At 60.5% G+C, this 25,424-nt stretch carries 20 protein-coding genes; 12 read left to right on the top strand and 8 right to left on the bottom strand.

Translation table 11 applies throughout. The features are described from left to right. Positions 1-3: 3 nt before the first annotated feature. Together LC094_RS11275 and LC094_RS11270 are read right to left on the bottom strand one after the other, a co-directional pair. Entirely contained in the window at positions 4-945 is a 942-nt protein-coding gene (locus tag LC094_RS11275; protein ID WP_096805271.1) for a branched-chain amino acid ABC transporter permease, read from the bottom strand. A 97-nt stretch (positions 946-1,042) separates the two neighbouring features. Further along, complete coding sequence (locus LC094_RS11270; RefSeq protein ID WP_226552888.1) at positions 1,043-2,290, bottom strand: branched-chain amino acid ABC transporter substrate-binding protein; 1,248 nt, start codon at positions 2,288-2,290, stop codon at positions 1,043-1,045. 230 nt (positions 2,291-2,520) lie between these two features. Between LC094_RS11270 and LC094_RS11265 the strand changes: the two genes are divergently transcribed. The 11 genes from LC094_RS11265 to LC094_RS11215 all read left to right on the top strand — a co-directional run bounded on the left by LC094_RS11265 (position 2,521) and on the right by LC094_RS11215 (position 16,766). After that, positions 2,521-3,264, top strand: a complete 744-nt coding sequence (locus LC094_RS11265; RefSeq protein ID WP_226552887.1) for a FadR/GntR family transcriptional regulator — start codon at positions 2,521-2,523, stop codon at positions 3,262-3,264. Between the two features lie 569 nt (positions 3,265-3,833). Continuing rightward, complete coding sequence (locus LC094_RS11260; RefSeq protein ID WP_226552886.1) at positions 3,834-5,123, top strand: aromatic ring-hydroxylating oxygenase subunit alpha; 1,290 nt, start codon at positions 3,834-3,836, stop codon at positions 5,121-5,123. Continuing rightward, on the top strand, positions 5,120-6,214 hold the full coding sequence (locus LC094_RS11255; protein ID WP_226552885.1) for a hybrid-cluster NAD(P)-dependent oxidoreductase: 1,095 nt from the start codon (positions 5,120-5,122) through the stop codon (positions 6,212-6,214). The genes LC094_RS11260 and LC094_RS11255 overlap by 4 nt, the downstream gene beginning before the upstream one ends. A gap of 129 nt (positions 6,215-6,343) precedes the next feature. Then, the gene (locus LC094_RS11250; RefSeq protein ID WP_226552884.1) at positions 6,344-7,984 is read left to right on the top strand and encodes a BCCT family transporter; all 1,641 of its coding nucleotides are present in this window, start codon (positions 6,344-6,346) and stop codon (positions 7,982-7,984) included. A 110-nt stretch (positions 7,985-8,094) separates the two neighbouring features. Then, positions 8,095-8,457 carry a dihydroneopterin aldolase gene (folB, locus tag LC094_RS11245; protein WP_226552883.1) on the top strand — a complete coding sequence of 121 codons (363 nt, stop codon included), beginning with the start codon at positions 8,095-8,097 and terminating at the stop codon, positions 8,455-8,457. 364 nt (positions 8,458-8,821) lie between these two features. After that, a complete protein-coding gene (locus LC094_RS11240) occupies positions 8,822-10,075 on the top strand; it encodes a sarcosine oxidase subunit beta family protein (RefSeq protein ID WP_226552882.1) in 1,254 nt (417 codons plus the stop codon). A gap of 13 nt (positions 10,076-10,088) precedes the next feature. Next, on the top strand, positions 10,089-10,394 hold the full coding sequence (locus LC094_RS11235; RefSeq protein WP_226552881.1) for a sarcosine oxidase subunit delta: 306 nt from the start codon (positions 10,089-10,091) through the stop codon (positions 10,392-10,394). Continuing rightward, positions 10,391-13,381, top strand: coding sequence for a sarcosine oxidase subunit alpha (locus LC094_RS11230; protein WP_226552880.1), 2,991 nt, complete (start codon positions 10,391-10,393; stop codon positions 13,379-13,381). The genes LC094_RS11235 and LC094_RS11230 overlap by 4 nt, the downstream gene beginning before the upstream one ends. 13 nt (positions 13,382-13,394) lie before the next feature. After that, positions 13,395-13,964, top strand: coding sequence for a sarcosine oxidase subunit gamma (locus LC094_RS11225; RefSeq protein ID WP_226552879.1), 570 nt, complete (start codon positions 13,395-13,397; stop codon positions 13,962-13,964). A gap of 18 nt (positions 13,965-13,982) precedes the next feature. Further along, positions 13,983-15,251, top strand: coding sequence for a serine hydroxymethyltransferase (gene glyA / locus LC094_RS11220; RefSeq protein ID WP_226552878.1), 1,269 nt, complete (start codon positions 13,983-13,985; stop codon positions 15,249-15,251). 108 nt (positions 15,252-15,359) lie between these two features. Continuing rightward, positions 15,360-16,766 carry an L-serine ammonia-lyase gene (locus tag LC094_RS11215; RefSeq protein ID WP_226552877.1) on the top strand — a complete coding sequence of 469 codons (1,407 nt, stop codon included), beginning with the start codon at positions 15,360-15,362 and terminating at the stop codon, positions 16,764-16,766. 72 nt (positions 16,767-16,838) lie between these two features. Here LC094_RS11215 and fdhA read toward each other — a convergent pair whose 3' ends face one another. The 6 genes from fdhA to LC094_RS11185 form a co-directional block, all read right to left on the bottom strand. Continuing rightward, entirely contained in the window at positions 16,839-18,026 is a 1,188-nt protein-coding gene (gene fdhA / locus LC094_RS11210; protein ID WP_226552876.1) for a formaldehyde dehydrogenase, glutathione-independent, read from the bottom strand. Positions 18,027-18,291: 265 nt separating this feature from the next. Further along, positions 18,292-19,230 carry an ABC transporter permease gene (locus tag LC094_RS11205; RefSeq protein WP_226552875.1) on the bottom strand — a complete coding sequence of 313 codons (939 nt, stop codon included), beginning with the start codon at positions 19,228-19,230 and terminating at the stop codon, positions 18,292-18,294. Between the two features lie 12 nt (positions 19,231-19,242). Further along, on the bottom strand, positions 19,243-20,490 hold the full coding sequence (locus tag LC094_RS11200; protein ID WP_219786371.1) for an ABC transporter permease: 1,248 nt from the start codon (positions 20,488-20,490) through the stop codon (positions 19,243-19,245). A gap of 181 nt (positions 20,491-20,671) precedes the next feature. Beyond that, positions 20,672-21,757 (bottom strand): ABC transporter substrate-binding protein, encoded by a 1,086-nt coding sequence (locus LC094_RS11195; RefSeq protein WP_226552874.1) that lies wholly within the window; start codon positions 21,755-21,757, stop codon positions 20,672-20,674. 96 nt (positions 21,758-21,853) lie between these two features. Next, on the bottom strand, positions 21,854-22,954 hold the full coding sequence (locus LC094_RS11190) for an ABC transporter ATP-binding protein (protein ID WP_226552873.1): 1,101 nt from the start codon (positions 22,952-22,954) through the stop codon (positions 21,854-21,856). Between the two features lie 243 nt (positions 22,955-23,197). Further along, the gene (locus tag LC094_RS11185; RefSeq protein ID WP_226552872.1) at positions 23,198-24,259 is read right to left on the bottom strand and encodes a GlxA family transcriptional regulator; all 1,062 of its coding nucleotides are present in this window, start codon (positions 24,257-24,259) and stop codon (positions 23,198-23,200) included. Between the two features lie 407 nt (positions 24,260-24,666). Between LC094_RS11185 and LC094_RS11180 the strand changes: the two genes are divergently transcribed. Next, a complete protein-coding gene (locus tag LC094_RS11180) occupies positions 24,667-25,416 on the top strand; it encodes an electron transfer flavoprotein subunit beta/FixA family protein (protein WP_066703658.1) in 750 nt (249 codons plus the stop codon). Positions 25,417-25,424 lie beyond the last annotated feature (8 nt).

Below are 25,424 nucleotides of genomic sequence, written 5' to 3'. Positions count from 1 at the left end.
GTCTTATTCCTTCTCGCCCATCAGCCCGGAGGGGCGCAGCACCAGCACCAGAAGCATGATGAAGAACGGCAGGGTGGCGGCGAGGCTGGACATGCGCATGGTCAAGAGCCCGCCGATCTCCTCGGCCCAACCGCCCATGCCGATGAGGATCAGAATATCCGCGATACGGAAATCGCTGCCGACCGCGAGCGAGTTGGTGATGCCGATCAACAGCGAGGCCGCCATCGCGCCGCCCATGGAGCCAAGCCCGCCGACCACGACGACCACGAAGACCATGACACCAAGCTCCAGAGCCATGTTGGGATTGGTGGTGTAGAAGGCGCCAGCGACAGCGCCCGCAAGACCCGCCAGAGCCGCACCGATGCCAAAGACGCCCATGAAGACCATGGGGACGTTATGGCCCAGCGCCTCGACCATCTGCGGGCGGTAAATGGCGGAGCGCACGACGATGCCCACACGGGTTTTCGTCAGCAAGAGATAGATCGCGATGAACATGACGACGGCGATGCCGCCCATGAACAGGCGATAGAACGGATAGTCGATGCCCGACAAAGAGAAGGCCGCAAAGTTCAGCTCAGCCGGCACGCGGTAGTCGACCGCGAATTTGCCGTAGACCATCTTGATCATCTCGGCGATCACCACCGACAGACCAAAAGTCACAAGCAATTCATGCGCATGGCCGTGTTCGTGCACATGGCGCAGGATGAAACGTTCGACCAGAATGCCGACACCCATCACAAGGATCGGGGCCAGAATGATCGCCAGCCAGAACCCGGTCAGGGGCTGAAGCGTATAGGCGAAATAGGCGCCCAACATGTAAAAGGATGCGTGGGCAAAGTTCAAAACCCCCATCATCCCAAAGATAAGTGTCAAACCGGCGGAAACCATAAAGAGCAAAAGCCCGTAAATGGTGCCGTTGAGCAAAGCAAAGAGTATCTGGTCCACACTGACCTCCGTAGGCATCGGGTGAGCTGTGCCATGACCGAGGCCCGAGGGCCCCGATCACGACAGGCTTTTCGTGTGTTAGGGACGTGTCCGAGGCTTAGCCCGGACGTTTCATTTGGCAGCTGTCCTGCACCGGCTGTTCCGCATCTGCGGCGGAAATCACCTTGATCGGAACAAAGCCGTATTCGGTGTCATCGGCTTTATACTGGGCATCCAAGCTGACTTCTTGGACGATCATCGGCAGGATCGCCTGGTGATCCGCGCCACGCATGGAGATGGTGCCCATCGGCGTCTCGGCGGTGGCGTTTTCAAGAGCGACGGCCAGATCGGCGGCGTTCAACCCGTTCTCGGTCGGTTCCACCTCTTTGAGCGCTTCTTGCAAAAGCATCATGCCAAACACGGTCGCGGGTTCGACATAGCTCGGGTAGTGGCCGGTCACGGATTTGTAGTCTTCCATGAAGGGCGCGGTTTCTTCCGGGTTCACTTCCGGGTTGAAGGGCGCGGAGAGGAAATGTCCCTCGGCCACGGCCCCGGCGTTGCCGATGTTGCCCGGCTGATCGAGGAAGGCCGTGCCGAAACGCGCGTCAATCCCGGCGCCGCTTGCGGCTTTCATCAAAAGCAGCAGGTCATTGGACCAGTTGCCGGTGATCACCGTATCGGCATCGGCGGCTTGAATGCGCTGCACATAGGGCGAGAAGTCCTGAATCTTGTTCACGTCATGCAGCGTCTGCTCCACCACGGTAAAGCCAAGACGATCAGCGGCAGCGACGGTGTTGTCCTGCACGTCGACACCCCAGGAGTAGTTCTGGTTCATCGCGTAGACATTATCGCCCAGCACGTCAGCCTCTTTCATGCCGTCGAGCAGAGTGTTGACGCGGATCGCGGCGTTCGGGCTGGTGCGGAAGTGGTAGTAGTGACACTTGGAGCCGGTCAGCTCCATCGCCTCGCCGCCCAGGTTGATGTAGATCACTTCGTTCCCGGCGTTGCGCAGGTTGTATTTGCGCACATCCTCGGTCACCTGACCGGCCACGGCGGACGACGAGCCCTGAAGGATCACGGTCGCGCCTTCGGAAATTGCGGCGCGGACGCGGTCGGCGGCGCCCACCGGGCCACCTTGGTTGTCGAATTCGAGCAGCTCGATCGGCTCACCGCCGAACCCGCCCGCTTCGTTGATCTTGCCGATCTGATATTTCACAGCGTCGCGATACAGCAAACCGGTCGAGGCCTGCGGACCCGACAGGGTCTCCACGAGAGCGATCTTCAAAGGCTCTGCCTGTGCGGCCGTGGCCGCCCCCATGACAAGCGCCATAGCTGCCGTACCGCGTGCGAATTTCTGGAATCCCATACTGTCCTCCCTGACATATCTAATGCGAAGAGATCCTCCACCCCTTCGGTCTTTTCATGTGATGACACAAAATGGTCTTACCAGTCAACAACCTAACTGACCAATTTTTTGAGGCGCAAAAAATCCTGTGAAATATCGAAATTCACGGAACAAAATATTGAATTTAATTGATAATTTTTTCTTTAACCTGTCAGACCAGTGAGCTATCATATCGCCACAAAGGGGAAAAAATGTCTGTATCTAGTCGACTCACTCACGATCAATCGCGCAATGGCACCGGGTCACGCAACGGGCATCTGCCCGACGAGATCGCACAGGACCTGAGCGCAAAAATTGCCTCTGGCGCTTTGTCCGTTGGCGACCGTCTCCCCTCTGAGCGCGATCTGTGCACACAATATGCCGTCAGCCGCGCCGTCGTACGCGAGGCCTTGTCGCAGCTCAAGTCCGACGGCCTCGTCGCAGCACGCGCGGGCAGCGGCGTCTATGTCACCCAACGCGATTCGACCAATGCCTTTCGGTTTCAGAACTTTTCGGTTTCCGATCTCGGACGGCTCGAAGAGGCGATGGAATTGCTCGTCACCATCGAAGTGGCCGCCACGCGCATCGCCGCGAAACGCCGCACCGCCGAAGATTTGAAAAAGATCAAACGCGCGCTGATTGGCATGGAATATGCCATCGCCAGCGACCGCCTGGGCGATGAAGAGGACTATCAGTTCCATCAAGCCATCGTCGAAGCCACCCACAACCAACATTTCATCTCGCTCTGCCAGCACCTCGAGGCCAGCGCGCGCAATATCATTCGACAGGCCCGCAGCAACACCAAGACCAACCATGCCGAGCTGCTGGATGCGGTGCAGGATGAGCATAAGGCCATCTTCAAGGCGCTCGAAGACGGCGACGAGGACGCAGCGGCAGAGGCCGCGGCGCGTCACCTTCACAATGCCTCCCTGCGCATCCGGATTTATCTGGCGTAAATCTTTGCCCGCCTAGATGGGCGTTGTCGCACAGCGCAAGCCGCCACCTCGCGACAGAAATGTAACGCATCTGATTCTCTGTATACGTGTTTTTGCACAATTGTCCGCCCTTCGGACAGCGTCGCGCCAGGGCCGCGACGTCCTGACGCTTGTCAGTTCGCACATTTCTCAGGCATAATAAAAAGAGTTAACCCATAGAAGATTGCGACCTCAGGGAGACCTGTCGCAATCGTACCGGCAATTTGACTTACCACTTCTCCCCGCTTTTTGCGCATTTTCAAATGATCTCCGGATCGCCCTATCAATTGAGGGTGACCCCAAGAGCAGGTTACCTGCCGCCGTTAAAACAGGGAGACTTAGGGTGCGATCGACAACCCTTGCCAACCCCCGCGCACGCCGCGGGTCATGCGCGTTTCCGCGGATGACACAGCTCTGCTCGCCAGAGCGGGGCTTTCGTACTGCGCCAGCTTGCGGTACGATGGACTGGCTGCGGTTTTCCGCCTCGCAACGCACACCCCTTCATGCGGTCCCCTTCCCCCGCCAACACGCAGTAGCCGAGGTACATCAACATGCGTGACTCCGTTAACATCCCCGCCCTCGTCGAACGTCGCGAAGCTTTTAAAAGCTTGGAAGCCCCGTTCTACACGTCTCAGGACGTGCTCGACCTCGATATCGAGGTGATCTTCGGCAACCATTGGATTTTCGTGGGTACTGAGCCGGAACTGCCCGAACCGGGCGACTGTATCACCGTCGAGATCGGCCCGGTCTCCGTGCTGCTTCTGCGTGGCGACGACGAAGAGATTCGTGGCTTCCACAACGTCTGCCGTCACCGTGGCGCCAAGCTGGTGGACGAGAAATCCACCACCATCGGCAACATCGTCTGCCGCTACCACGGCTGGACCTACAACGAAGATGGCGAATTGATCCTGGCCGAACACATGGGCAAGGATTTCAAAAAGAACTGCCACAACCTGCGCACCGTGCACGTCCGCTCGATCGCTGGTTTGATCTTCATCTGTCTCGCGAAAGATGCGCCCGCCGACATCGACAAGATGGACGAGATCATGTCGCCCTACATCGCGCCGCATGACATCAAGAACACCAAAGTGGCGTTCCAGTCCGAGCTGGTCGAAGAAGGCAACTGGAAGCTGACGCTCGAAAACAACCGCGAGTGCTACCACTGCGAAGGCAACCACCCGCAGCTGACCGTGCCGCTCTCCGAGTTCGGCTTTGGCTTCTCCCCGGACGAGCTCGACGAGCGCCGCTCCGATGACGTTGCCAAATACGAAAAAGAAGTCGAAGAGAGCCACGCCCGCTGGGTGTCCTGCGGCCTGCCCTCTTCCGAGCAGCAGCACCTCTCCGACGTCACCGGGTTCCGCACCATGCGCCTGCCGCTGATGTGGGAAGGCGAAAGCCACACCGTGGACACGAAAGTGGCCTGTAAGAAACTTCTCGGCAACTTCAGCCGTGAAACCACCGGCGCCAAACTCGGCGGTCTGAGCTTTTGGACCCACCCGAACTCCTGGCACCACTTCATGTCCGACCATATCGTGACCTTCTCCGTGCTGCCGCTCTCCCCGGGCCGCACCATGGTGCGCACCACCTGGCTGGTGCATAAGGACGCGATCGAAGGCGAGGATTACAACCTCGACAACCTCACCCAGGTCTGGACCTACACCAACCAGCAAGACGCCGATCTGGTCCGTCTGGCACAAATGGGCGCTCAAATGACCGGTTACCAACCTGGTCCGTACTCGCCCTACACCGAGCCGCATGTGGAATCCTTTGCAGCCTGGTACATTGATCGCCTGAAAGACCATTTCGCCAAAGCTGAAACCCAAAAGGTAGCTGCTGAATGACTGCACCGGCCAACGAAAAGCTGACCGAAGCAACAGGCGTTCCTCTGTGGGACCCGGAGGTAGACGACACACTCGTCTGCCGCCAGGTCCGGCAGGAAACGCATGACGTGAAGACCTTCGTGTTCTCGGCACGTGAACCGCGGGACTTCCGGTTCTATCCGGGACAGCACATGACCTTTGAACTGCCGGTCGACGGCATGGTCACGCGCAGCTACACGATTTCCGCCTCGGCGGCGCGACCTTACCGGATCGAGATCACGGTGAAACGCGTCCCGGGCGGCCCGGGCTCCAACTGGCTGCATGACAACATGTTGCCGGGCAAAGAGCTGAACGTGATTGGCCCGTCGGGGGATTTCACCACCGACGCCAATGCGGAAGAGAAACTTTTGTTCATCTCTGCCGGCAGCGGCATCACGCCCATGATGTCGATGACCCGCACGGCCTGCGATTTGTCGGAACCCCATGACCTGCATTTCGTCCACGCGGCCCGAACCCCTGCGGATCTGATTTTCCGCAAGGAGCTTGAGCTTCTGGCGATGCAGAACCCGACCCTGAAATTGGCGATGACGGTTGACACCACCTCTGCCAGCCACGCCTGGAGCGGATACGTCGGACGCCTGAACCTCCAGATGCTCGCCATGATGTCCCCGGACTACAAGGACCGCAAAGTGTTCTGCTGTGGCCCTGCGCGTTTCATGGAAGGCGTGCGCGACATGTTGCGCGAGGGCGGGTTCAATATGGACCACTATTTTGAAGAAAGCTTTGACTTCGGGGCAGAAACCGCCGGCACCATCGAGGAGCCGACATCCGCGCCTGAGATCAGCGGCGACACCTTCCGCGTGAGCTTTCCGAAAACCGGTCATGTGGTCGAGGTCAGCCCCGGCATGACCATTCTGACCGCCGCCAAAGAGGCTGGCCTGCTGCCGATGTCATCGTGTCAGCGCGGCATCTGCGGCACCTGCAAATCGAAACTGATCTCCGGTGAAGTCGATATGCAACACGGTGGGGGCATTCGCAAACGCGAGATCGATCAGGGCAAAATCCTGATCTGTTGCTCCACGCCGCTTACAGATGTCGAGGTCGAACTCTAAGACCTCGCCCCCAGCCATGCCCTTCTCGCAGGCAACGCGTTTTGCGCGAACGGCATGGCTGTGCCTAAGGGCCCACAAAGAGGCCTGAATACGGACAAAATCCGCGAAATTAACATTGGAGGGATATCCATGACTGACCAGAAAGATCCGGATCCGACGTCCTATGAGGCGCCACCGGAAAGTGTCATCGACACAGATTACGATATTGGCCAAGACAACATCGAAGGGACCTTTGGTCCGTTTGGGTTCGACCTGCACAAACCGGTGTTCCCGGTCTCTGCAATCGCCGTCATCGCCTTTGTGATTTTCACCCTGCTGTTGCCCGAAGTGGCCGGCAATACGTTTAGCGCCATGTTCTCTTTCGTCACGAAAGGGTTCGACTGGTTCTTCCTCGGTGCGGCAGACATTTTCGTCATCGTCTGTCTTCTCATCGTCATCAGCCCCTACGGCAAAATTCGCCTGGGCGGCAAAGATGCCAAACCCGACTTCACCTACACCAGCTGGTTCGCGATGCTCTTTGCCGCCGGTATGGGCATCGGCCTGATGTTCTACGGCGTGTCCGAACCTCTGAGCCACTTCTCGTCCTCTCTGGGCGGGATTTCCGTTGGCGAAGACGGCGTGCGCACCGACTGGGCGCCGCTGGGTGCTGCGGGCGGCAACGAAGCCGAAGCCGTGCGTCTCGGCATGGCGGCCTCGATCTTCCACTGGGGTCTGCATCCTTGGGCGATCTATGCCATCGTGGCGCTGAGCCTCGCGCTTTTCTCCTACAACAAGGGCCTTCCGCTCACCATCCGCTCCGCCTTCTACCCGATCTTCGGTGAACGCGTTTGGGGCTGGCCGGGTCACATCATCGACATCCTCGCCGTGTTCGCGACCCTCTTCGGTCTCGCCACCTCGCTGGGTCTCGGGGCCGCTCAGGCCAACTCCGGCTTCAACAAGCTCTTCGGCATGCCGATCAGCGACACCTCGCAGGTGATCCTGATCTGTGGCATCACCGCGATCGCTCTGTTCTCCGTGATCCGTGGCCTCGAAGCCGGTGTGAAACTCTTGTCCGAGATCAACATGGGCGTCGCCTTCCTGCTCTGGGCCTTCGTGCTCATCGCCGGTCCGACCGTCCTCTTGACCACCGATATGCTCAGCTTCCTCGGCGCTTACCTTCAGTACCTGCCGGAACTCTCGAGCCCGATCGGTCGTGACGACGTGAACTTTGCCCAAGGCTGGACCTCCTTCTACTGGGCCTGGTGGATTTCCTGGTCACCGTTCGTCGGCATGTTCATCGCCCGCGTCTCCCGTGGTCGCACCGTGCGCGAGTTCATCATCTCCGTGCTGCTCGTACCATCGCTGGTCTGTGTGCTCTGGATGTCCGTCTTCGGTGGCGCCGCGATCAACCAGGTGGTGCGTGATGGCTACATGGCCGTGACCGAAGCCCCCCTGCCGCTTCAGCTCTTCACCATGCTGGACGCCATGCCCTGGACGGCGATCACCTCCTTCATCGGGATCATTCTGGTCATCGTCTTCTTCGTGACCTCGTCTGACTCCGGCTCGCTCGTGATCGACACCATCGCCGCTGGCGGTAAAGTCGACGCGCCGGTGCCGCAGCGCGTGTTCTGGTGCCTGTTCGAAGGCGTGGTGGCCATCGTGCTTCTGCTCTCCGCAGGGGGGCTGAGCTCGCTGCAGTCCATGGTCATCTCGACCGGCCTGCCCTTCACCGTGGTCCTTCTGGTCATGTGTGTCGCGATCTGGCGCGGTCTGGCCTCTGAGCCTCGCTAACGTCCGAGGGCATCCCCTGCCCTTCCCTTTCGCCGCCGGATGGTTCGCCCTCTGGCGGCGTTTTTTATAGCCCCTCCATCCTTCCCTTCCGTCCGATCCATGAGCCCCACATGTCCGACCGCATTTTCATCAGCAATCTCTGCCTCTACGGCTTTCACGGCGTCATGCCCGAAGAAAAGCGTCTCGGTCAGAGGTTTTATATCGACCTGTCCTGTGACATCGACCTTGCACCTGCGGGTCAAGCGGATGACTATGGGCTGACGGTCTGTTATGATGCGCTGTGCCAGCTGGCGCAAAAGACCTGTGACAGCGGGCCGTTCGATCTGATCGAAACGCTGGGAGAGCGTATCGCGCAGGGAATTCTCGACCGGTTTGCCGCCATCCGTTCGGTACGGGTGACCGTGCTCAAACCTTCGGCGCCGATCAGGGCCACTTTGGATCACGTCGGCATCGAGATTCTGCGTCAGCGCTGAGCGAAAATTGCTGCGCCTGCGACAGGACATATGCGGCAGCTGCACAGCCCGCATTTTGCGCCCGAAATTCACCCCGAAATCCACAGGGCAAAGCGATTCCATTGGCTGAGCCGCAAAAAGGGGCATCAAGTGAGGCGGCGCGGCGCAAATGCGCCAAAAATCAATCATAGAAGGAAAATTCACGCCCAAAGAATATGCAAAATGCAGACAATCGGCTCCGCAAAGGATAAGATCTTCTGACCAACGCAACAAAAACGTGACGATGACGCATACATTCATAACGCGTGGCGCAAATATCCGATTATTCGCCCCGTTAAGACGCGATCATCGTCCAATTCCTTCTCTCACAGAGAAAGCCTGCACGATGACACGCTTCAATGCACTTAACCTTGTTAAGAACGCCCTGACCGGGCACAAAAACTGGACCGAGCAATGGCCGGAGTGCCAGCCGAAAGCCGAGTATGACGTGGTCATCGTCGGTGCTGGCGGCCACGGGCTTGGCGCGGCTTACTATCTGGCCAAAGAGCACGGCATCACCAATGTCGCCGTGATCGACAAAGGTTGGCTCGGCGGCGGCAACACCGGCCGGAACACCACGATCATCCGCTCGAACTACCTCTACGACGAATCCGCGCGTCTGTTCGATCACTCGGTGGATCTGTGGCAGAACCTGAGCCAGGAGCTGAACTACAACGTGATGTACTCGAACCGTGGCTGCTTGATGCTGGCCCACACGGTGCATGACGTTCAGAGCTTTAAGCGTCACATCCACGCCAACCGTCTGAACGGCGTCGACAACCGCTGGCTCACCCCGGAAGAGTGCAAAGAATTCTGTCCGCCGGTCAACATCGCACCGGATGCCCGTTACCCCGTCATGGGCGGCGCGCTTCAGGAACGTGCCGGCACCGCGCGCCACGATGCCGTGGCTTGGGGCTACGCCCGTGGTGCCGCCGAACGTGGTGTGGACATCATCCAGAACTGTGCCGTCACCGCGATCCGTCGTCACCCCGATGGCTCCGTTGCGGGCGTCGAGACCGACAAGGGTTTCATCAAAGCCAAGAAGGTTGCCGTGTCCGCCTCGGGTCACAACTCGATGGTCATGGAAACCGCAGGCGTCCGTCTGCCGCTCGAATCCATGCCGCTTCAGGCGCTCGTGTCCGAGCCGATCAAGCCGATCTTCCCCTGCGTCGTGATGTCGAACGCCGTGCACGCCTATTGTTCCCAGTCGGACAAAGGCGAATTGGTCATCGGCTCCGGCACCGACCAATATGTGTCCTACTCGCAACGCGGCGGCCTGCCGCTCATCGAACACACGATTGCGGCGATCTCCGAAGTCTTCCCGATCTTCAACCGCATGCGGATGCTGCGCAAATGGGGCGGGATCACCGACAACACACCGGACCGTTCGCCGATCGTCGGCAAGACCCCGGTGCAGAACCTCTATGTCAACTGTGGCTGGGGCACCGGCGGGTTCAAAGCCACGCCGGGCGCCGCCCACACGCTGGCCTGGACCGTTGCCAAAGACGAACCGCACCCGATCAACGCGCCCTTCACGCTGGACCGCTTCCGCACCGGCCGCCTGATCGACGAAGCCGCCGCTGCCGCTGTGGCCCACTAAGGAGACCAAAGACATGATCCAGATTCATTGTCCTTATTGCGGCGAAACGCTTCCGGAGCTGGAATTCGCCTATGCGGGCGAGGCCCACATCGACCGTCCGGAGAGCCCTTCGGCACAGACCGACGAAGAATGGGCGGAGTTCCTGTTCATGCGTCAGAACGTCAAGGGCCCGCATTTCGAACGCTGGCGCCACGTCCACGGCTGTGGCCGGTTCTTCAACGCGGTCCGCAACACCATCACCGACCGTTTCTACACCACCTACAAAGCCGGTGAGCCGCGTCCCGATCTCGCCACGCTTCTGGAGGAAGACAACAAATGAGCACTTACCGCGTACGTGGCAAAGGGCGCGTCGACGCCTCCAAGCCAATCGTTTTCACCTTTGACGGCAAACCCTACACCGGTTTGAAAGGCGACACCGTGGCCTCCGCCCTGCTGTCGCATGGCGTCCACCTGATGGGCCGTTCGTTCAAATACCACCGCCCGCGTGGCGCCATCGCCGCCGGTTCTGAAGAGCCCAACGCGCTGATCGGCACCCGTCGCGGCGCTGGCCGTTTCGAGCCGAACACCCGCGCCACCGTGCAGGAAATCTGGGAAGGTCTGGAGACCAATTCCCAGAACAAATTCCCGAGCCTGAAATTCGATGTGGGCGCCGTGAACGACGCCGCCTACATGATGTTCTCGGCCGGTTTCTACTATAAAACCTTCATGTGGCCGCGCTCCTTCTGGGACAAGGTCTATGAGCCCTTCATCCGTGCCGCTGCCGGTCTGGGTGTCTCCCCGACCGAACACGACCCGGACACCTATGCCTCGCGCAACCTCTACTGCGATCTTCTGATCGTGGGTGCCGGTCCTGCCGGGATCGCCGCCGCACGCGAAGCGGCTGGCAAGGGTCTGTCGGTTGTGCTCGTCGATGAGAACGCCGAAATGGGCGGCTCGATCCTGTCGGAACCGCAAGCCAAGATCGAAGGCAAGACCTCCTGGGATTGGCTCTCGGACGAGCTCGCGGATCTGAAAGCGGCTGGCGTCAAGCTGATGACCCGCACCACTGCGATCGCTTACTACCACGAGAACCTGATCGGTCTGGTCGAGAAACTCACCGACCACCTGCCGACGCTTCCCGCCGACACCCCGCGCGAGCGGATGTGGCGTGTGCGTGCCAAACAGGTTGTTCTGGCCCAGGGTGCTCTGGAAAAACCGCTGGTGTTCCACGGCAACGACCGTCCGGGCGTGATGCTCGCGGGCTCTGCCCAGACCTACCTGAACCGCTACGGCGTCAAGGTCGGCAACAGCCCCGTCGTCGTCACCTCGCATGACAGCGCCTGGTATGCCGCCTTCGACCTTCAGGATGCTGGCGCTTACGTTCAGGCCATCGTCGACACCCGTGCGCAGGTCCGTCAGGACCTTCAGGCCGAGGCCCGTGCCCGTGGCATTCCGGTGAAACTGTCGCACACTGTGACGGCCACCGGCGGTCGTCTGCGCGTCAACAATGTCCGCGTGAACCCGCTCTCCGGCACCAATGTCGGCGCGGGTCAGTGGATCAAATGCGATGCGCTCCTGATGTCCGGTGGCTGGACCCCGTCCCTCCATCTCTTCTCCCACACTAAGGGCAGCCTTGCGTGGGACGACGATCTCACCACCTTCTTGCCGAAAGACACGCCAGAAGACTGCGTGATCACCGGCGCATCCCGTGGCCTCTGGGGCACCGAAGCAGCACTTCGTGACGGTGCGACCCGTGTGGGCGAGGCTCTGGCCAAGCTCGGCGTCGAAGCCACCGCGACCGAGTACACCGTGGCGGACGACCGCACCGGCTCTGGCGTCATGATGCGCGAACTGCCGACGGATCGCAGCCCGGGCAAGGCGAAAGCCTTTGTCGACTACCAGAACGACGTGACCGCAAAAGACCTGCGTCTCGCCGTGCGCGAAGGCATGCGCTCCATCGAGCACGTCAAACGCTACACCACCAACGGCATGGCGACGGACCAAGGCAAGATGTCCAACATCAACGGCCTCAACATCGCCGCTGACGCTCTGGGCAAAAAGCAACCGCAGGTCGGTCTGACGACCTTCCGCCCGCCCTACACGCCGACCACCTTCGGGGCCTTCGCGGGCTATCACCGCGGTGAGCATTTCGAAGTGGTGCGCAAAACGCAGATCGACGGCTGGGCCGAAGAAAAAGGCGCCGTGTTCGAACCCGTGGGCCAGTGGCGCCGTGCGCGTTACTTCCCGAAAGCGGGCGAGACCATGGATCAGGCCGTGACCCGCGAATGTGCGGCAACGCGTGCCTCCGTGGGCATCTTCGACGCCTCCACGCTGGGCAAGATCGAAGTCGTCGGCCCCGACGCCGCCGAATTCGTCAACCGTATGTACACCAACCCGTTCCTGAAACTTGCGCCGGGCAAATGTCGCTACGGTCTGCTCTTGGGCGATGACGGCTACATCCGCGACGACGGCGTGATCGCCCGCGTCGAGGAAGACCGTTTCCACGTCACCACCACCACCGGTGGCGCGGCGCGCGTGCTGAACATGATGGAAGACTACCTGCAAACGGAATGGCCCGATCTCAACGTCTGGCTGACCTCCACCACGGAGCAATGGTCCACCGTTGCCCTCAATGGCCCGAACGCCGCCAAACTGCTCGCGCCCTTCGTCGAAGGCATCGAGCTGACCGAAGAGGCCTTCCCGCATATGTCTTGCGTGAACTGCACCGTGGCGGGCTACCCCGCCCGTCTGTGGCGCGTGAGCTTCACCGGTGAGATCGGCTTCGAGATCAACGTGGCAGCACCTTACGGTCGCGACCTTTGGGAAAAACTGTGGGAGGCGGGTCAGCAATACGACATCACCCCCTACGGCACCGAGACCATGCACGTTCTGCGCGCCGAAAAAGGCTACATCATCGTCGGTCAGGACACCGACGGCACCGTCACCCCTGCGGATGCGGGCATGGACTGGGCTGTTGGCAAGAAGAAAGACGATTTCGTGGGGATGCGCGGCCTCAAACGCCCGGACCTGGTGGCCGAGAACCGCAAACAGCTCGTGGGTCTTCTGACCGAGGACAACAGCTGGCTCGAGGAAGGCGCTCAGATCGTGTTCGATCCGAAACAGCCGATCCCGATGACCATGCGCGGTCACGTGACCTCGTCCTACAACCAAGGCACGACCGGTCGTCCGATCGCTCTGGCCGTGATTGAGGGCGGTCACTCGAAGATGGGCGAAACGGTCTATATCCCGATGCCGGACCGGACCATCGCCGCGAAAATCACCGGGACCGTGTTCTACGATCCTGAAAACAGCCGCCTGAAAATCTGATCGGAGGTCAGACATGTCCAAGCATATCTCTTCTCTGGCCCCCTCGGTCGTGGTGGATACCGCTGCTGCCCGTGTGGCCGTCTCGCAAATGATCGGGCGCATCTCTTTGCGTGCCCGGACCAATGAAAACGGTGGTGATCTTGCCGCCGTCGGCAAAGCCATCGGCGTCGCGCTTCCGACCCAGATCGGTGGCCGCGCCAAGGCAGACGGCATCGAAGTCGCCTGCCTCGGCCCGGACGAGTGGACCCTTTTGGTCTCGCTCGAGCAGATCGAAAAAGTAGAGGACGCGCTTGCCGCCCTCTACCCCTCCCTGCCGCATTCGATGACCGAGGTCACCGGGCGCGAAGTGACGCTCACCATCGAGGGCCCGCAGGCCGCCGAGCTTCTGAGCATCGGCGCGCCCCGTGACATCTCCTCGATCAAAGTGGGCCAGGCCCGCCGCATGCTTTTCGACGGCGCCACCGTCGTTCTCTGGCGCGATTCCGAGACCAGCTTCCGCATGGATGTCTGGAACAGCTTCGCGTCCTTCCTTGCCACAACCCTTGAGACCGGCGCGAAAGAACTCGCGGCCGAACTCGCCTGAACCTGAAGGATCATCCGCATGTTTGACCGCCTGCAAAAATACGAGATCGCAGACGCCGACATCGCCTCCGCCATTGGCGAGGAACTGGAGCGTCAGCAGACCCAGATCGAACTGATCGCCTCCGAGAACATCGTGTCCCCGGACGTGATGGCGGCTCAGGGCTCTGTTCTGACCAACAAATACGCCGAAGGCTATGTCGGCAAGCGCTACTACGGTGGCTGTGAGTTCGTGGACAAAGTCGAGGCCGTGGCCATCGACCGCCTGAAGCAACTCTTTGGTGCTGAATATGCCAACGTGCAGCCGCACTCCGGCGCACAGGCCAACCAGGCTGTGTTCCTCGCTCTGCTCGAGCCGGGCGACCGCATCATGGGTCTCTCGCTGGCCCACGGTGGTCACCTGACCCACGGCTCGCCGGTGACCATGTCCGGCAAGTGGTTCGATGTCGTCTCCTATGAGGTCGACCCCGAGACCCACCTGATCGATATGGAAAAAGTGCGCGAAAAGGCACTCGAAACCAAACCGAAGCTGATCGTGGCCGGTGCCTCCGCCTACCCGCGCGTCATCGATTTCGAAGGCTTCCGCAAGATCGCCGACGAAGTGGGTGCTTACCTGATGGTCGACATGGCGCACTACGCCGGTCTGATCGCGGGCGGCAAATACCCGAACCCGGTGCCGCACGCCCATGTGACCACCTCCACCACCCACAAAACCCTCCGTGGTCCGCGTGGTGGCGTGATCCTGTCGAACGACGAAGCGATCGCCAAGAAACTGAACTCCGCCGTCTTCCCGGGCAACCAGGGTGGCCCGCTGATGCACGTCATCGCCGCGAAAGCCGTGGCTTTCGGTGAGGCGCTTCAGCCGTCCTTCTCCGACTACGCCGGCCAAGTGATCGAGAACGCGAAAGCTCTGGCGGACGTGTTGAAAGTCGGCGGTCTGGGCATCGTTTCCGGTGGCACCGATTGTCACATGGTCCTCGTCGATCTGCGCCCCAAAGGCGTGACCGGCAAAGTGGCCGAGATCGCGCTCGAACGTGCGGGTCTGACCTGCAACAAGAACTCGATCCCGAACGATCCGGAAAAACCGTTTGTGACCTCCGGCATCCGTCTCGGCACCTCTGCGGGCACCACCCGTGGCTTCAAAGAGGCCGAGTTCGAACAGATCGGCTCGCTGATCCTCAAAGTGCTCGACGCCCTGTCCGAGAACCCCGAGGGCGACGCCGCGGTCGAAGCCGAAGTGCTGGCCGAGGTCAAAAAACTCTGCGCCGATCACCCGATCTACGGCGCCTGATCCTGTCGCGGCCTCCCTTATATTTGGGGGGCCGCACACCAAATCGATCTCTGATCTGAAGGGCCTGACGTTTTACGCGCGGGCCCTCATTTGCAAAAGGGCACCGCCATGTTCCTCTCCGTCTTCGACGTCTTCAAAATCGGCATCGGCCCCTCTTCGTCGCATACGATGGGGCCCATGGTTGCCGCGCACCGCTTTATCGAGGACCTGCGCGCCGGTAAGGGCAAATATCCGGGCTGTGGCCCGCTCTCGCGCCTGACCGCCACGCTCTATGGTTCGCTGGCGTTTACCGGCAAGGGCCACGCCACCGACCGTGCCGTGATCCTTGGCCTCTGCGGCCAACTGCCCGACACGCTCGATCTCGATCAGGCCGATGCGATGGAGCAAGCGGTCTATGACAACAAGAAAATCGCCCTCGATGGCCTGCCGGAGCTGGATTTCGATCCGAAGGTCGATCTCGTGTTCGACTATGGTCCGGCGCTTGAAGGTCACGCCAACGGCATGATCCTGCGCGGCCATGACAAGGACGGCAACATCTACTACGCCCAGACCTATTACTCGGTCGGTGGCGGCTTCATCATGACCGATGAGGAGCTGGAAGCCTCCAAAACCGGCCTCTCGCTCCATGACGAAAAAGAGGCGCTGAACTTCCCCTATCCCTTTGGCACGGCGAAAGAGATGCTCGCCATGGGTTTGGAGTCCGGCAAATCCATCGCCGAAATGAAACGCGCCAATGAGCGCAAGGTGCATGGGCCCGATCTTGAACCCAAACTCGACCGCCTGATCGAGACGATGAACGAATGCATCGACCGCGGCCTGTCCCAAGACGGCATCCTGCCGGGCGGGTTGAAGGTCAAGCGTCGTGCCAAGGGCATTCATGAATCGCTCAAGGCCGAACAGGGTCTCAACATCACCGCCCCTCACGTCGCCAACGACTGGATGAGTGTCTACGCCATGGCAGTGAACGAGGAAAACGCGGCTGGTGGCCGGGTTGTGACTTCGCCCACCAACGGGGCGGCGGGCGTGGTGCCGGCGGTGATGCGCTACTACCGCATGCATTGCCAGGGCGCGACGGACGCCAAGCTCAAGGACTTCCTCTTGGTCGCCGCCGCCATCGGCGGGCTGATCAAACACAACGCGTCGATTTCGGGCGCCGAAGTCGGCTGTCAGGGCGAAGTGGGCTCCGCCGCCGCCATGGCCGCCGGTGCGCTTTGTGCAGTGATGGGCGGGACCAACGAACAGGTGGAGAATGCTGCCGAGATCGCCTTGGAGCACCACCTCGGCATGACCTGCGACCCGGCTGCGGGTCTGGTTCAGGTGCCCTGCATCGAACGCAACGCACTTGGCGCGATCAAGGCTGTGTCGGCGGCGTCGCTGTCGCTGCGCGGCGATGGCACGCACTTCATGCCGCTCGACAACTGCATTCAAGTGATGCTGGAAACCGGGCGCGACATGAACCTCAAATACAAAGAGACCTCCACGGGCGGGATCGCGGTGAACCTGCCGGAGTGCTGAGGGCACTTTGTTTGAGACTACAAAAAAGGGCGGCCAACTGGGCCGCCCTTTCTGTTTCTGGTGCTGTCAGGCTCAGCTCGCCTTGAGCATGCCATGCGGGTCGAGCACGAATTTCTTCGCGGCGCCGTGGTCGAAGGCCTCATAGCCCTTCGCCGCATCCTCGAGCGAGATCACCTGAGCGTTCACGATGTCCGCGATCGGCAGACGACCGTGCAGGATCGCCTGCATGAGCTGACGGTTGTACTTCAGAACCGGGGTCTGACCCGTGTGGAAGCTCTGCGCCTTCGCCCAGCCGAGGCCGAACCGCAGCGACAGACTACCGACTTTGGCGGCCTCGTCTGTCGCGCCCGGATCTTCGGTCACGTAGAGGCCCGGAATGCCGATGCTGCCCGCCACGCGGGTGATGTCCATCATTTGGTTCAGCACGATGGCCGGTTGCTCACCGCCCGAATGCCCGCGCGCCTCAAAGCCCACGGCGTCAATGGCGGCGTCCACTTCGGGGCTGCCGGTGATCTCGGCGATCATGTCGCCCAGACGGTCGCTTTGGGTCAGATCGACGGGGACAAAGCCCATCTTGGCGGCGTGATCCAGACGCTCTTTGTTGAAGTCGCCGATCATCACGATGGCGGCGCCCAGAATTTGCGCGGAGGCAGCAGCGGCCAGACCGACAGGACCCGCGCCCGCGACATAGACCACGGAGCCCACGCCCACACCGGCCTGAACCGCACCGTGGAAGCCGGTGGGCAGAATGTCGGAGAGCATGGTGAGATCGGTGATCTTCTCCATCGCCTGATCGCGGTCCGGGAATTTCAGCAGGTTGAAGTCCGCGTAGGGCACCATGACATAGCGCGCCTGACCGCCGACCCAGCCGCCCATGTCGACGTAGCCATAGGCCCCGCCGGCACGCTCCGGGTTTACGGTGAGACAGACGCCGGTGTCCTGTTCTTTACAGCAACGGCAACGGCCACAGGCGACGTTGAACGGCACGGAGACGATGTCGCCGACGTTCAGCATTTCGACGTCGGAGCCTTTTTCGATCACTTCGCCGGTGATTTCGTGACCCAGCACGAGACCTTCGGGCGCGGTGGTGCGGCCACGGACCATGTGCTGGTCGGAGCCACAGATGTTGGTGGAGATCACTTTCAGGATCACCGCATGTTCAAGCTTGCGCCCGTTGGGGGCGGCCATCACTGGATCTGCGATGTTTTGGACCTCGACCTTGCCGGGGCCCATGTAGACGACGCCTTTGTTGGAACTCATGATTTTCCTCCCAATATATCTATATCAGTGCGGTTTCAGGAACAGGCTGCTCCGTCCTCTCGGATCAGCCCGCCCGCAAACGGACCGCTCAAATACGGCCCATGCGTTCGACCAGAAGAGCGCGGCAGGCCCCTCTCGCGCGCGGAGCAATGAGGCGAAACCGCAGAACATCTGCGTCACAAACGCAAACGCGCCCGTCCAGGCGGAAGGGCGCGCAGCTATAGTATAACATAGTTGGCGACAAATATCGCCCGGCGAAGTCGGCTTAATGCGCCGCCACGCCGCGCAGCCGTTCGGACCGACGGCGCAGGATTTCCACCGTGGTCAAAAGCGCGATGGAGATGATCACGAGGATCGTCGCCACGGCTAAGATCGCCGGGCTGATCTGTTCGCGGATACCGCTCCACATTTGACGCGGGATGGTCTGTTGATCGGGGCCCGCGATGAAGAGCACGGCAACGACTTCGTCAAAGGAGGTGACAAAGGCAAAGAGACCGCCGGAGATCACGCCCGGCAAGATGAGCGGCATCACCACTTTGAAGAACGTCCGGCGCGGGTTGGCGCCAAGGCTCGCGGAGGCCCGGATCAGGGATTGGTCAAAGCCCGACATGGTCGCCGTCACGGTGATGATCACGAAGGGAATGCCAAGTGCCGCGTGAGCCAGAATGACGCCCGTGTAGGTCGAGGTCAGGCGCCCGCATTCCATGCCGACGATGGCGCAGGGGTTAGAGTAGAAAAAGAACATCCCGGTCGCGACGATGATGATCGGAACGATCATCGGGCTGATCAGGATCGCCATGATCGTCCGGCGCCACGGCATTTCGGGACGCGCCAAACCCAGCGCCGCAAGCGTGCCCAGCACGGTCGAGAGGATCGTCGCCCAGAAGCCGATGATCACGGAGTTCTTCGCCGCTTTCACCCAATCCGCATTGTGCCACAGATCGGACCACCATGCGCCATCGCGCAGGGCCTCGGCCGCCTGCATCCCGGAGGTCAGCAGAGAGTCATACCAGCGCAGGCTGTAGCCCTCGGGATCGAAGCTGAGCATCTTCTCGGTATAGGTAAAATAGGGTTCCGCGTTGAAGGACAGCGGCACGATCACAAGGATCGGCGCGATCAGGAAGACGAACACGAGGACACAGATCGCCAGATAGGCGTAGTGCCAGGCGCGTTCGAGCGGGGAGGCGTAGGTTGGCAGGGCCATCAGTCTCTCTCCTTAACCGAGTTTCAGTTTGTCGATGCCGATCAGGCGATCGTAGAGCCAGTAAAGCACCAAGACGCCCACCAGAAGCATGGTCGCCAGAGCCGCCGCCATGGACCAGTTGGCCTTGGTCATGTGGAACTGCACCATGTTGGAGAACAGCTGGCCATCCGCACCCCCGACAAGCGCGGGGGTGATGTAATAGCCGACCGCGAGGATGAAGACCAAGAGCACGCCCGCGCCGATGCCGGGGATGGTCTGCGGCAGGTAGATGCGGCGGAAGGTCGTCCAGCTGGTGGCCCCCAGAGAGCGCGCAGCCCGGGTGTAGCTCACCGGAATGACGCGCATTACGGAATAGAGCGGCAGCACCATGAAGGGCAGAAGGATGTGCACCATGGCAATGATCGTGCCCGTTTGGTTGTAGATCATCTGCAGGCGGCCATCGTCGCCGATGATGCCAAGTGCAACGAGAATGTCATTGACCACGCCTTGGCCCTGCAACAGCACGATCCAGCTCGTGGTCCGCACCAAAAGCGAGGTCCAGAACGGCAAAAGCACGAGGATCATCAGAAGGTTGGCCTTGGCCATCGGCAGGGTCGCCAAAAGATGCGCAATCGGGAAAGCCAGCACCAGACAGATTGCGGTGATCACGCCCGCGATCAGGAAGGTCTTGATAAACAGGCGGAAATAAATGCGCTGGGTCTCGTCGACCTTGGTAAGTTTGCCGTCTGCATCGCGTTCAAGATCGAAAGCGATGGTGTAGAAATCGAACGTCCAGGGGCTGGCAGCAGAGCGCATCGCATTCCAGACCAGCGGGTTGTCCCAGTCCTCGTCCAACTCCAGCATGGCTTCCATAAAGGGCGGCTCAAGTTTGTCAGCACCACGGGCCGCCTTGGTGAACATCGAGCGCGTGCCGGAGACAACATAGTTGATCCGCGTGCCCGCATCGCCCGCCGCCCGCGTCTCTTTCATCAGCACGAGATCGGAGGCCAGCGCGGCAAAGGCGGCCTCATCGGGCGCTGTGCCTTTCGGGTTCTCGGCGAACCACTGGCTGAGTGCCGGAACGGATTTGGAAAACTGATCGTTGTAGACCGAGCGTTGCAGCATCTGGCCAATCGGCACGGCAAAGCTGATCAAAATGAACAGCAGCAAAGGCAGCACAAGGAAAAACGCGCGGCGTTTGGCCCGGGCCTGTGCCGAGGCCAGCGCGGCCTTGAGCGGGCGCCCGTCCGCGGTGGTCAACTGAGAGGCGACGTCAGACATCCTGTTTCCTATCTTTATTTTGGCGCCGGAGCAGCGCGGGTCACGCGCTCACGGCCGTGTCAGAACACGCGTCAAAATTCGGGTCTTAGGGGACCGGCGAAAGAGCAGAGGTAAAGCTCTTTCGCCGATCTGCCGGGGACAAGGGGAGCCCCCGGCAAACTTTTCAGATCCTGAGACAGGATCAGTTGGCGAGGAGCCAAGCGTTGAAACGCTCACCCAGCTCGGTTTCGCGGTCGACCCAGAACTCGGCGGAGGACGCCAGCGCGTTGGTCATGTTCTCCGGGTAGGTCGGCAGGTTCGGCGCCATCGGGATGTCGGTGCCGAAGACGTTGCCCACGAGAGGTGCTGCGGATTTACGCGGGGTGCCGTAGGAGATGCGCTCGGAGAAGCTTGCGGATTGCTCGGACGAGGTGGCGTATTTGATGTATTCCATCGCGGCCTCGGCGTTCGGCGCGCCTTCCGGGATCACATAGCCTTCCCACTCATAGACCTGACCGTCCCAGAGCACTTCGAAGGGTTTGCCTTCGTTGACGGCGGCGTTAAAAATCCGGCCGTTGTAGGACATGGTCATGACGACTTCGCCATCGGCCAGAAGCTGCGGCGGCTGTGCACCGGCTTCCCAGTAGATCGCGTCGCCTTTGATGGTGTCGAGTTTCGCGAAGGCACGGTCCACGCCCTCGTCGGTGTCGAGCACGTCATAGACCTCATCTGCCGGCACGCCATCGGCCATCAACGCCATCTCCAGAACCACTTTCGGGCTCTTCAGAACGCCGCGTTTGCCCGGGAATTTCTCGGTGTCAAAGAAGTCGGCGATGGAGGACGGTGCCGCACCTTCGGCGAATTTCGACGCGTCATAGGCCACGGCGGTGGCGTAAATGTCGTTCGGCACCATGCATTCGCTCAGCGTACCTTCGAGGAAGTCCTCTTCCGCAGGCGTGCCATCGGCGCCATCGGGCAGCAGGGACGCGTCGATCGGCATCAGCTGACCTTCGTCACAAAGACGCATCGCATCGGAGATCAGGAACAGGGCGACGTCGGTGGTGACGTTGCCAGCATCCACCTGAGCTTTCACCGGGGTCGCCGGGTTGTCGGCGTCCACGGAGACGACACCGATGCCGGTCTCTGCGGTGAAGGGTTTGTAGTAAGATTCGGTTTCAGCGGCGGCATAGGACCCGCCCCAGCTCATGATGGTGATGTCCTCGGCCAGAGCCGGAAGTGCCAGTCCGCCAAAAGCGGTGGTCAGGGCCAAAAGAGTCTTTTTGTTCATGTTTGTCTCCATGTTGGATCAGGATGAAACACACGGGCCTGAATGACTCCCGCATGTATGGCCTCGCCCCGGTCCTGAACGCCGGGACGAAGAAACTCAGATCATGTCGAGCGCGCGTGCATCGAGCGGGTTCCAACCGATACGAATGCGCTGGCCCGGGGTCAGGGGCATCTGGTCGATGGTGTTGCGGCATTTCACGACGAATTCGTCATGACCGGCGACACGCATCCGGGTGCGCAGAATGTCCCCCATGTAGATAACTTCGAGCACCTCGGCATCGATCGTATGCGCGCCTGCGGGGATCAATTCCGGTTTAAATTCAACGCGCTCTGGGCGGATCGACACGAGGGTCTTGTCGCCTTTGGCCTGCACGTTCACGGCGGTGGCGTCGATCAACTCGCCATTCTCAAGACGCACCACGGCACGGTCGCCATTGAGCTCTTCGATCACCCCCGGAAGCTTGTTGTTCTCGCCGATGAAGCCCGCGACAAAGCTGTTGTCGGGACGTTCATAAAGCTCGGCGGGGGGTGCGAGTTGCTGGATACGGCCATCGTTGAACACCGCCACGCGGTCGGACATAGTGAGCGCTTCGCCCTGATCGTGGGTCACATAGACCACGGTGATGCCGAGGCTTTCGTGCAGGTGTTTGATCTCGAACTGCATGTGTTCGCGCAGCTGTTTGTCGAGCGCGCCCAGAGGTTCGTCCATCAGCACGAGCTTCGGGTCGAACACCAATGCGCGGGCCAATGCGATCCGCTGTTGCTGGCCGCCGGACATCTGCGCCGGGCGACGGTTCGCGAAGGCGCCCATCTGCACCATATCGAGCGCACGTTTGATTTTCTCTTCGCGCTCGGACTTGCCCATGCCGCGCACTTCGAGCGGGAAGGACAGGTTTTCGCCCACGGTCATATGCGGGAAGAGCGCGTAGTTCTGGAACACCATGCCGATGCCACGTTTGTGCGGCGGCACTTGGTTGATTGGCTTGCCGTCGAGGCGAATCTCGCCGTGGGTGGCGGTCTCAAAGCCTGCGAGCATCATGAGGCAGGTGGTCTTGCCGGAGCCGGACGGCCCGAGCATGGTCAGGAATTCGCCCTTGGCCAATTGCAGATTGAGGTCTTTCACCACGAGGGTCTCACCGTCGTAGCTTTTCTGTACATGTTCGAAAGACACGAACGCGTCGTCGCGGGATGCCACCATGACCCAAACTCTCCCTGAGTTCTTGTTGTTGAGCCTACGAACGCCGCCCAAGAGCGGCACCGTGGCCAGGAATTTCAGGGAATATTGAGAGAAGGCCGAAGCGCAGGGAGTATAGCTGCGTCAATCACCCTGTATTATTGCGCCAAAGCTCTGGGCGATTTGACGCAGAATTTTATCTTCGTCTGTTTTGCGAGCAGAATCGCCCGAAAAAAGAACTTTTGCGACCAGTTTACAGGCAGGAAATTAATCTTCCTGACCGGGAGATGCCCGAAAAGACTGCGGTGTGTCGCCATAACGGCGCCGGAACATGCGGCTCAAATGCGAAGAATCACAGAATCCGGCGTCCACGGCGATCCGTGCGATGGACTTTTGCGACTTCTCGATGAGGTGCTTGGCAAAATTCAGGCGCATGTCGAGAAAGGCCGCCTGCGGCGAGGTGTTCAGCGCCAGACGGAAATGGCGCTCGACCTGACGTTTGCTGTTGCCCATGCGCTGCGCGATGTCCTGCACCGTGATCGGCGTGTCGATATTCTGCTGCATCAACAAGAGCGCGCGCTGCACAATCGGGTCCTGGGTCTTAAGATCGAGCGGCAGACCGGGCTGTGGTTTGTCCTCTTGCAACGCGTCGTCGATGATCATGATGTGTAGGCTCTTGCTGGCCTGCGCGCGCCCCACATGTTTGTCCACAAGATAGGCCGCGAGATGCGCGGAACTGGCCCCGCCCGAACAGGTCAGACGATCTCTGTCCACCACGAAAATTTGATCCGCGACCGGATTGAGCCCCTCGAATTGCTCAAGAAAATCAGAGTGATGGAACCAACTCACACAGCAGCGATAGCCATCCAAAAGCCCCGCCTGGTGCAAAAAGAACGCGCCGGTGCAGACCCCGATCAGCGGGATATTCGCCTCCGCCGCCTGTTGCAGAAAGCGGTGATAGGCCTGCCCCAGAGAAGGCGTTTCATCCATCAAACCGCCGACCACGACAATATAGTCAAAGCGGCGCGGATCGCCCAAACGTTCCTTAGGCTGCACCGTGATGCCACTGCTCGAGGCGACCGGGTCCATCGTGTCCGACAGCACCGTCCAGTCGCATAAAATCGGACGACTGCGGTCGCCATCGTCGGCCGCGAGCCGCAGCACATCGACGAAATTGGCGAAGGCACAAAGCGTAAACCGGCGCGCAAGGATAAAGCCCACGGACAGGCGCGGGCCTTCACTGCGCGGTTTTTGGGCGCGCAGCGTGGTGCTGCGCGGCAAGGCAGATGAGTCGCGACCGGATGGCTCTCGGGAAGACGGAGTCGTCATCTTTGTCCCTCCAAACAGGAAACCCCAGATATCCTGTCGTAGCGATAATCTTCGATTGACGCAATCATTCTATTTTTCGACGCAATAGTCGTCATATTAGGCGGCACGATCAGAAATCCGGTCGTCATGACGAGGACGCGAGTCGGGAGACCGACGACAACTCCGAGAGGTCAGGGATCACGAACCGCCATATTACATGGCCCGTCGAAAGTTCGCGACACCCGTTTAGCCGCTCTGTTTCATCCCTCGTCGGGCATCGGATTTGTGAAGGTAAACCTGGCTGGACCGGGAACGCCACCGGGAGCATCGCTACGGCACCTTGCTCCCTTATCTTGGAAATAATGCAAAGGCCTCACACCGGGGCCCGTGCCCGGAACCTCACCATTCGGGCCGACAGAGAGGGAAAAATGAAAGTACTCGTTCCTGTAAAGCGGGTGGTCGATTACAACGTGAAAATCCGTGTCAAAGCGGACAATTCCGGTGTCGAACTTGCCAACGTCAAAATGTCCATGAACCCCTTCGACGAGATCGCCGTCGAAGAAGCCGTGCGTCTGAAAGAAGCGGGCAAGGCCGATGAAGTCATCGCCGTTTCCGTGGGTCCGGCTCAGGCGCAAGACGTTCTGCGCACCGCGCTCGCCATGGGCGCCGACCGCGCCATTCTCATCACCGTTGACGGCACCACCGAGCCGCTGACCGTGGCCAAACTCCTCAAAGGCGTTGCCACCGAGGAAGAGGCCGGTCTCGTGATCCTCGGCAAACAGGCCATCGACGACGACGCCAACCAGACCGGTCAGATGCTTTCTGCTCTGCTGGGCTGGTCGCAAGGCACCTTTGCCTCCGAAGTTGAGCTTGGCGATGGCTCCGCGAAAGTCACCCGTGAGGTCGACGGCGGTCTTCAGGCCATCGAGATCAAGCTCCCCGCCGTGGTCACCGCCGACCTGCGTCTCAACGAGCCGCGCTATGCCTCCTTGCCGAACATCATGAAGGCGAAGAAAAAGCCGCTCGATCAAAAGACCCCCGCCGATTACGGCGTGACGGTCGAAAACCGCCTCAACGTGCTGCGTGTCGAAGAGCCCGCACAGCGTGAGGCCGGGATCAAAGTCGCCTCCCCCGCCGAGCTGATCGAAAAGCTCAAAAACGAAGCTGGCGTCATCTAAGCGCAGGG

Source organism: Celeribacter naphthalenivorans, assembly GCF_020524585.1.
In the GTDB taxonomy this organism is placed as follows: Bacteria; Pseudomonadota; Alphaproteobacteria; order Rhodobacterales; family Rhodobacteraceae; genus Celeribacter; species Celeribacter naphthalenivorans.
Note: the sequence above shows the minus strand (reverse complement) of the source record. Positions and strands in the feature narration are given on the sequence as shown.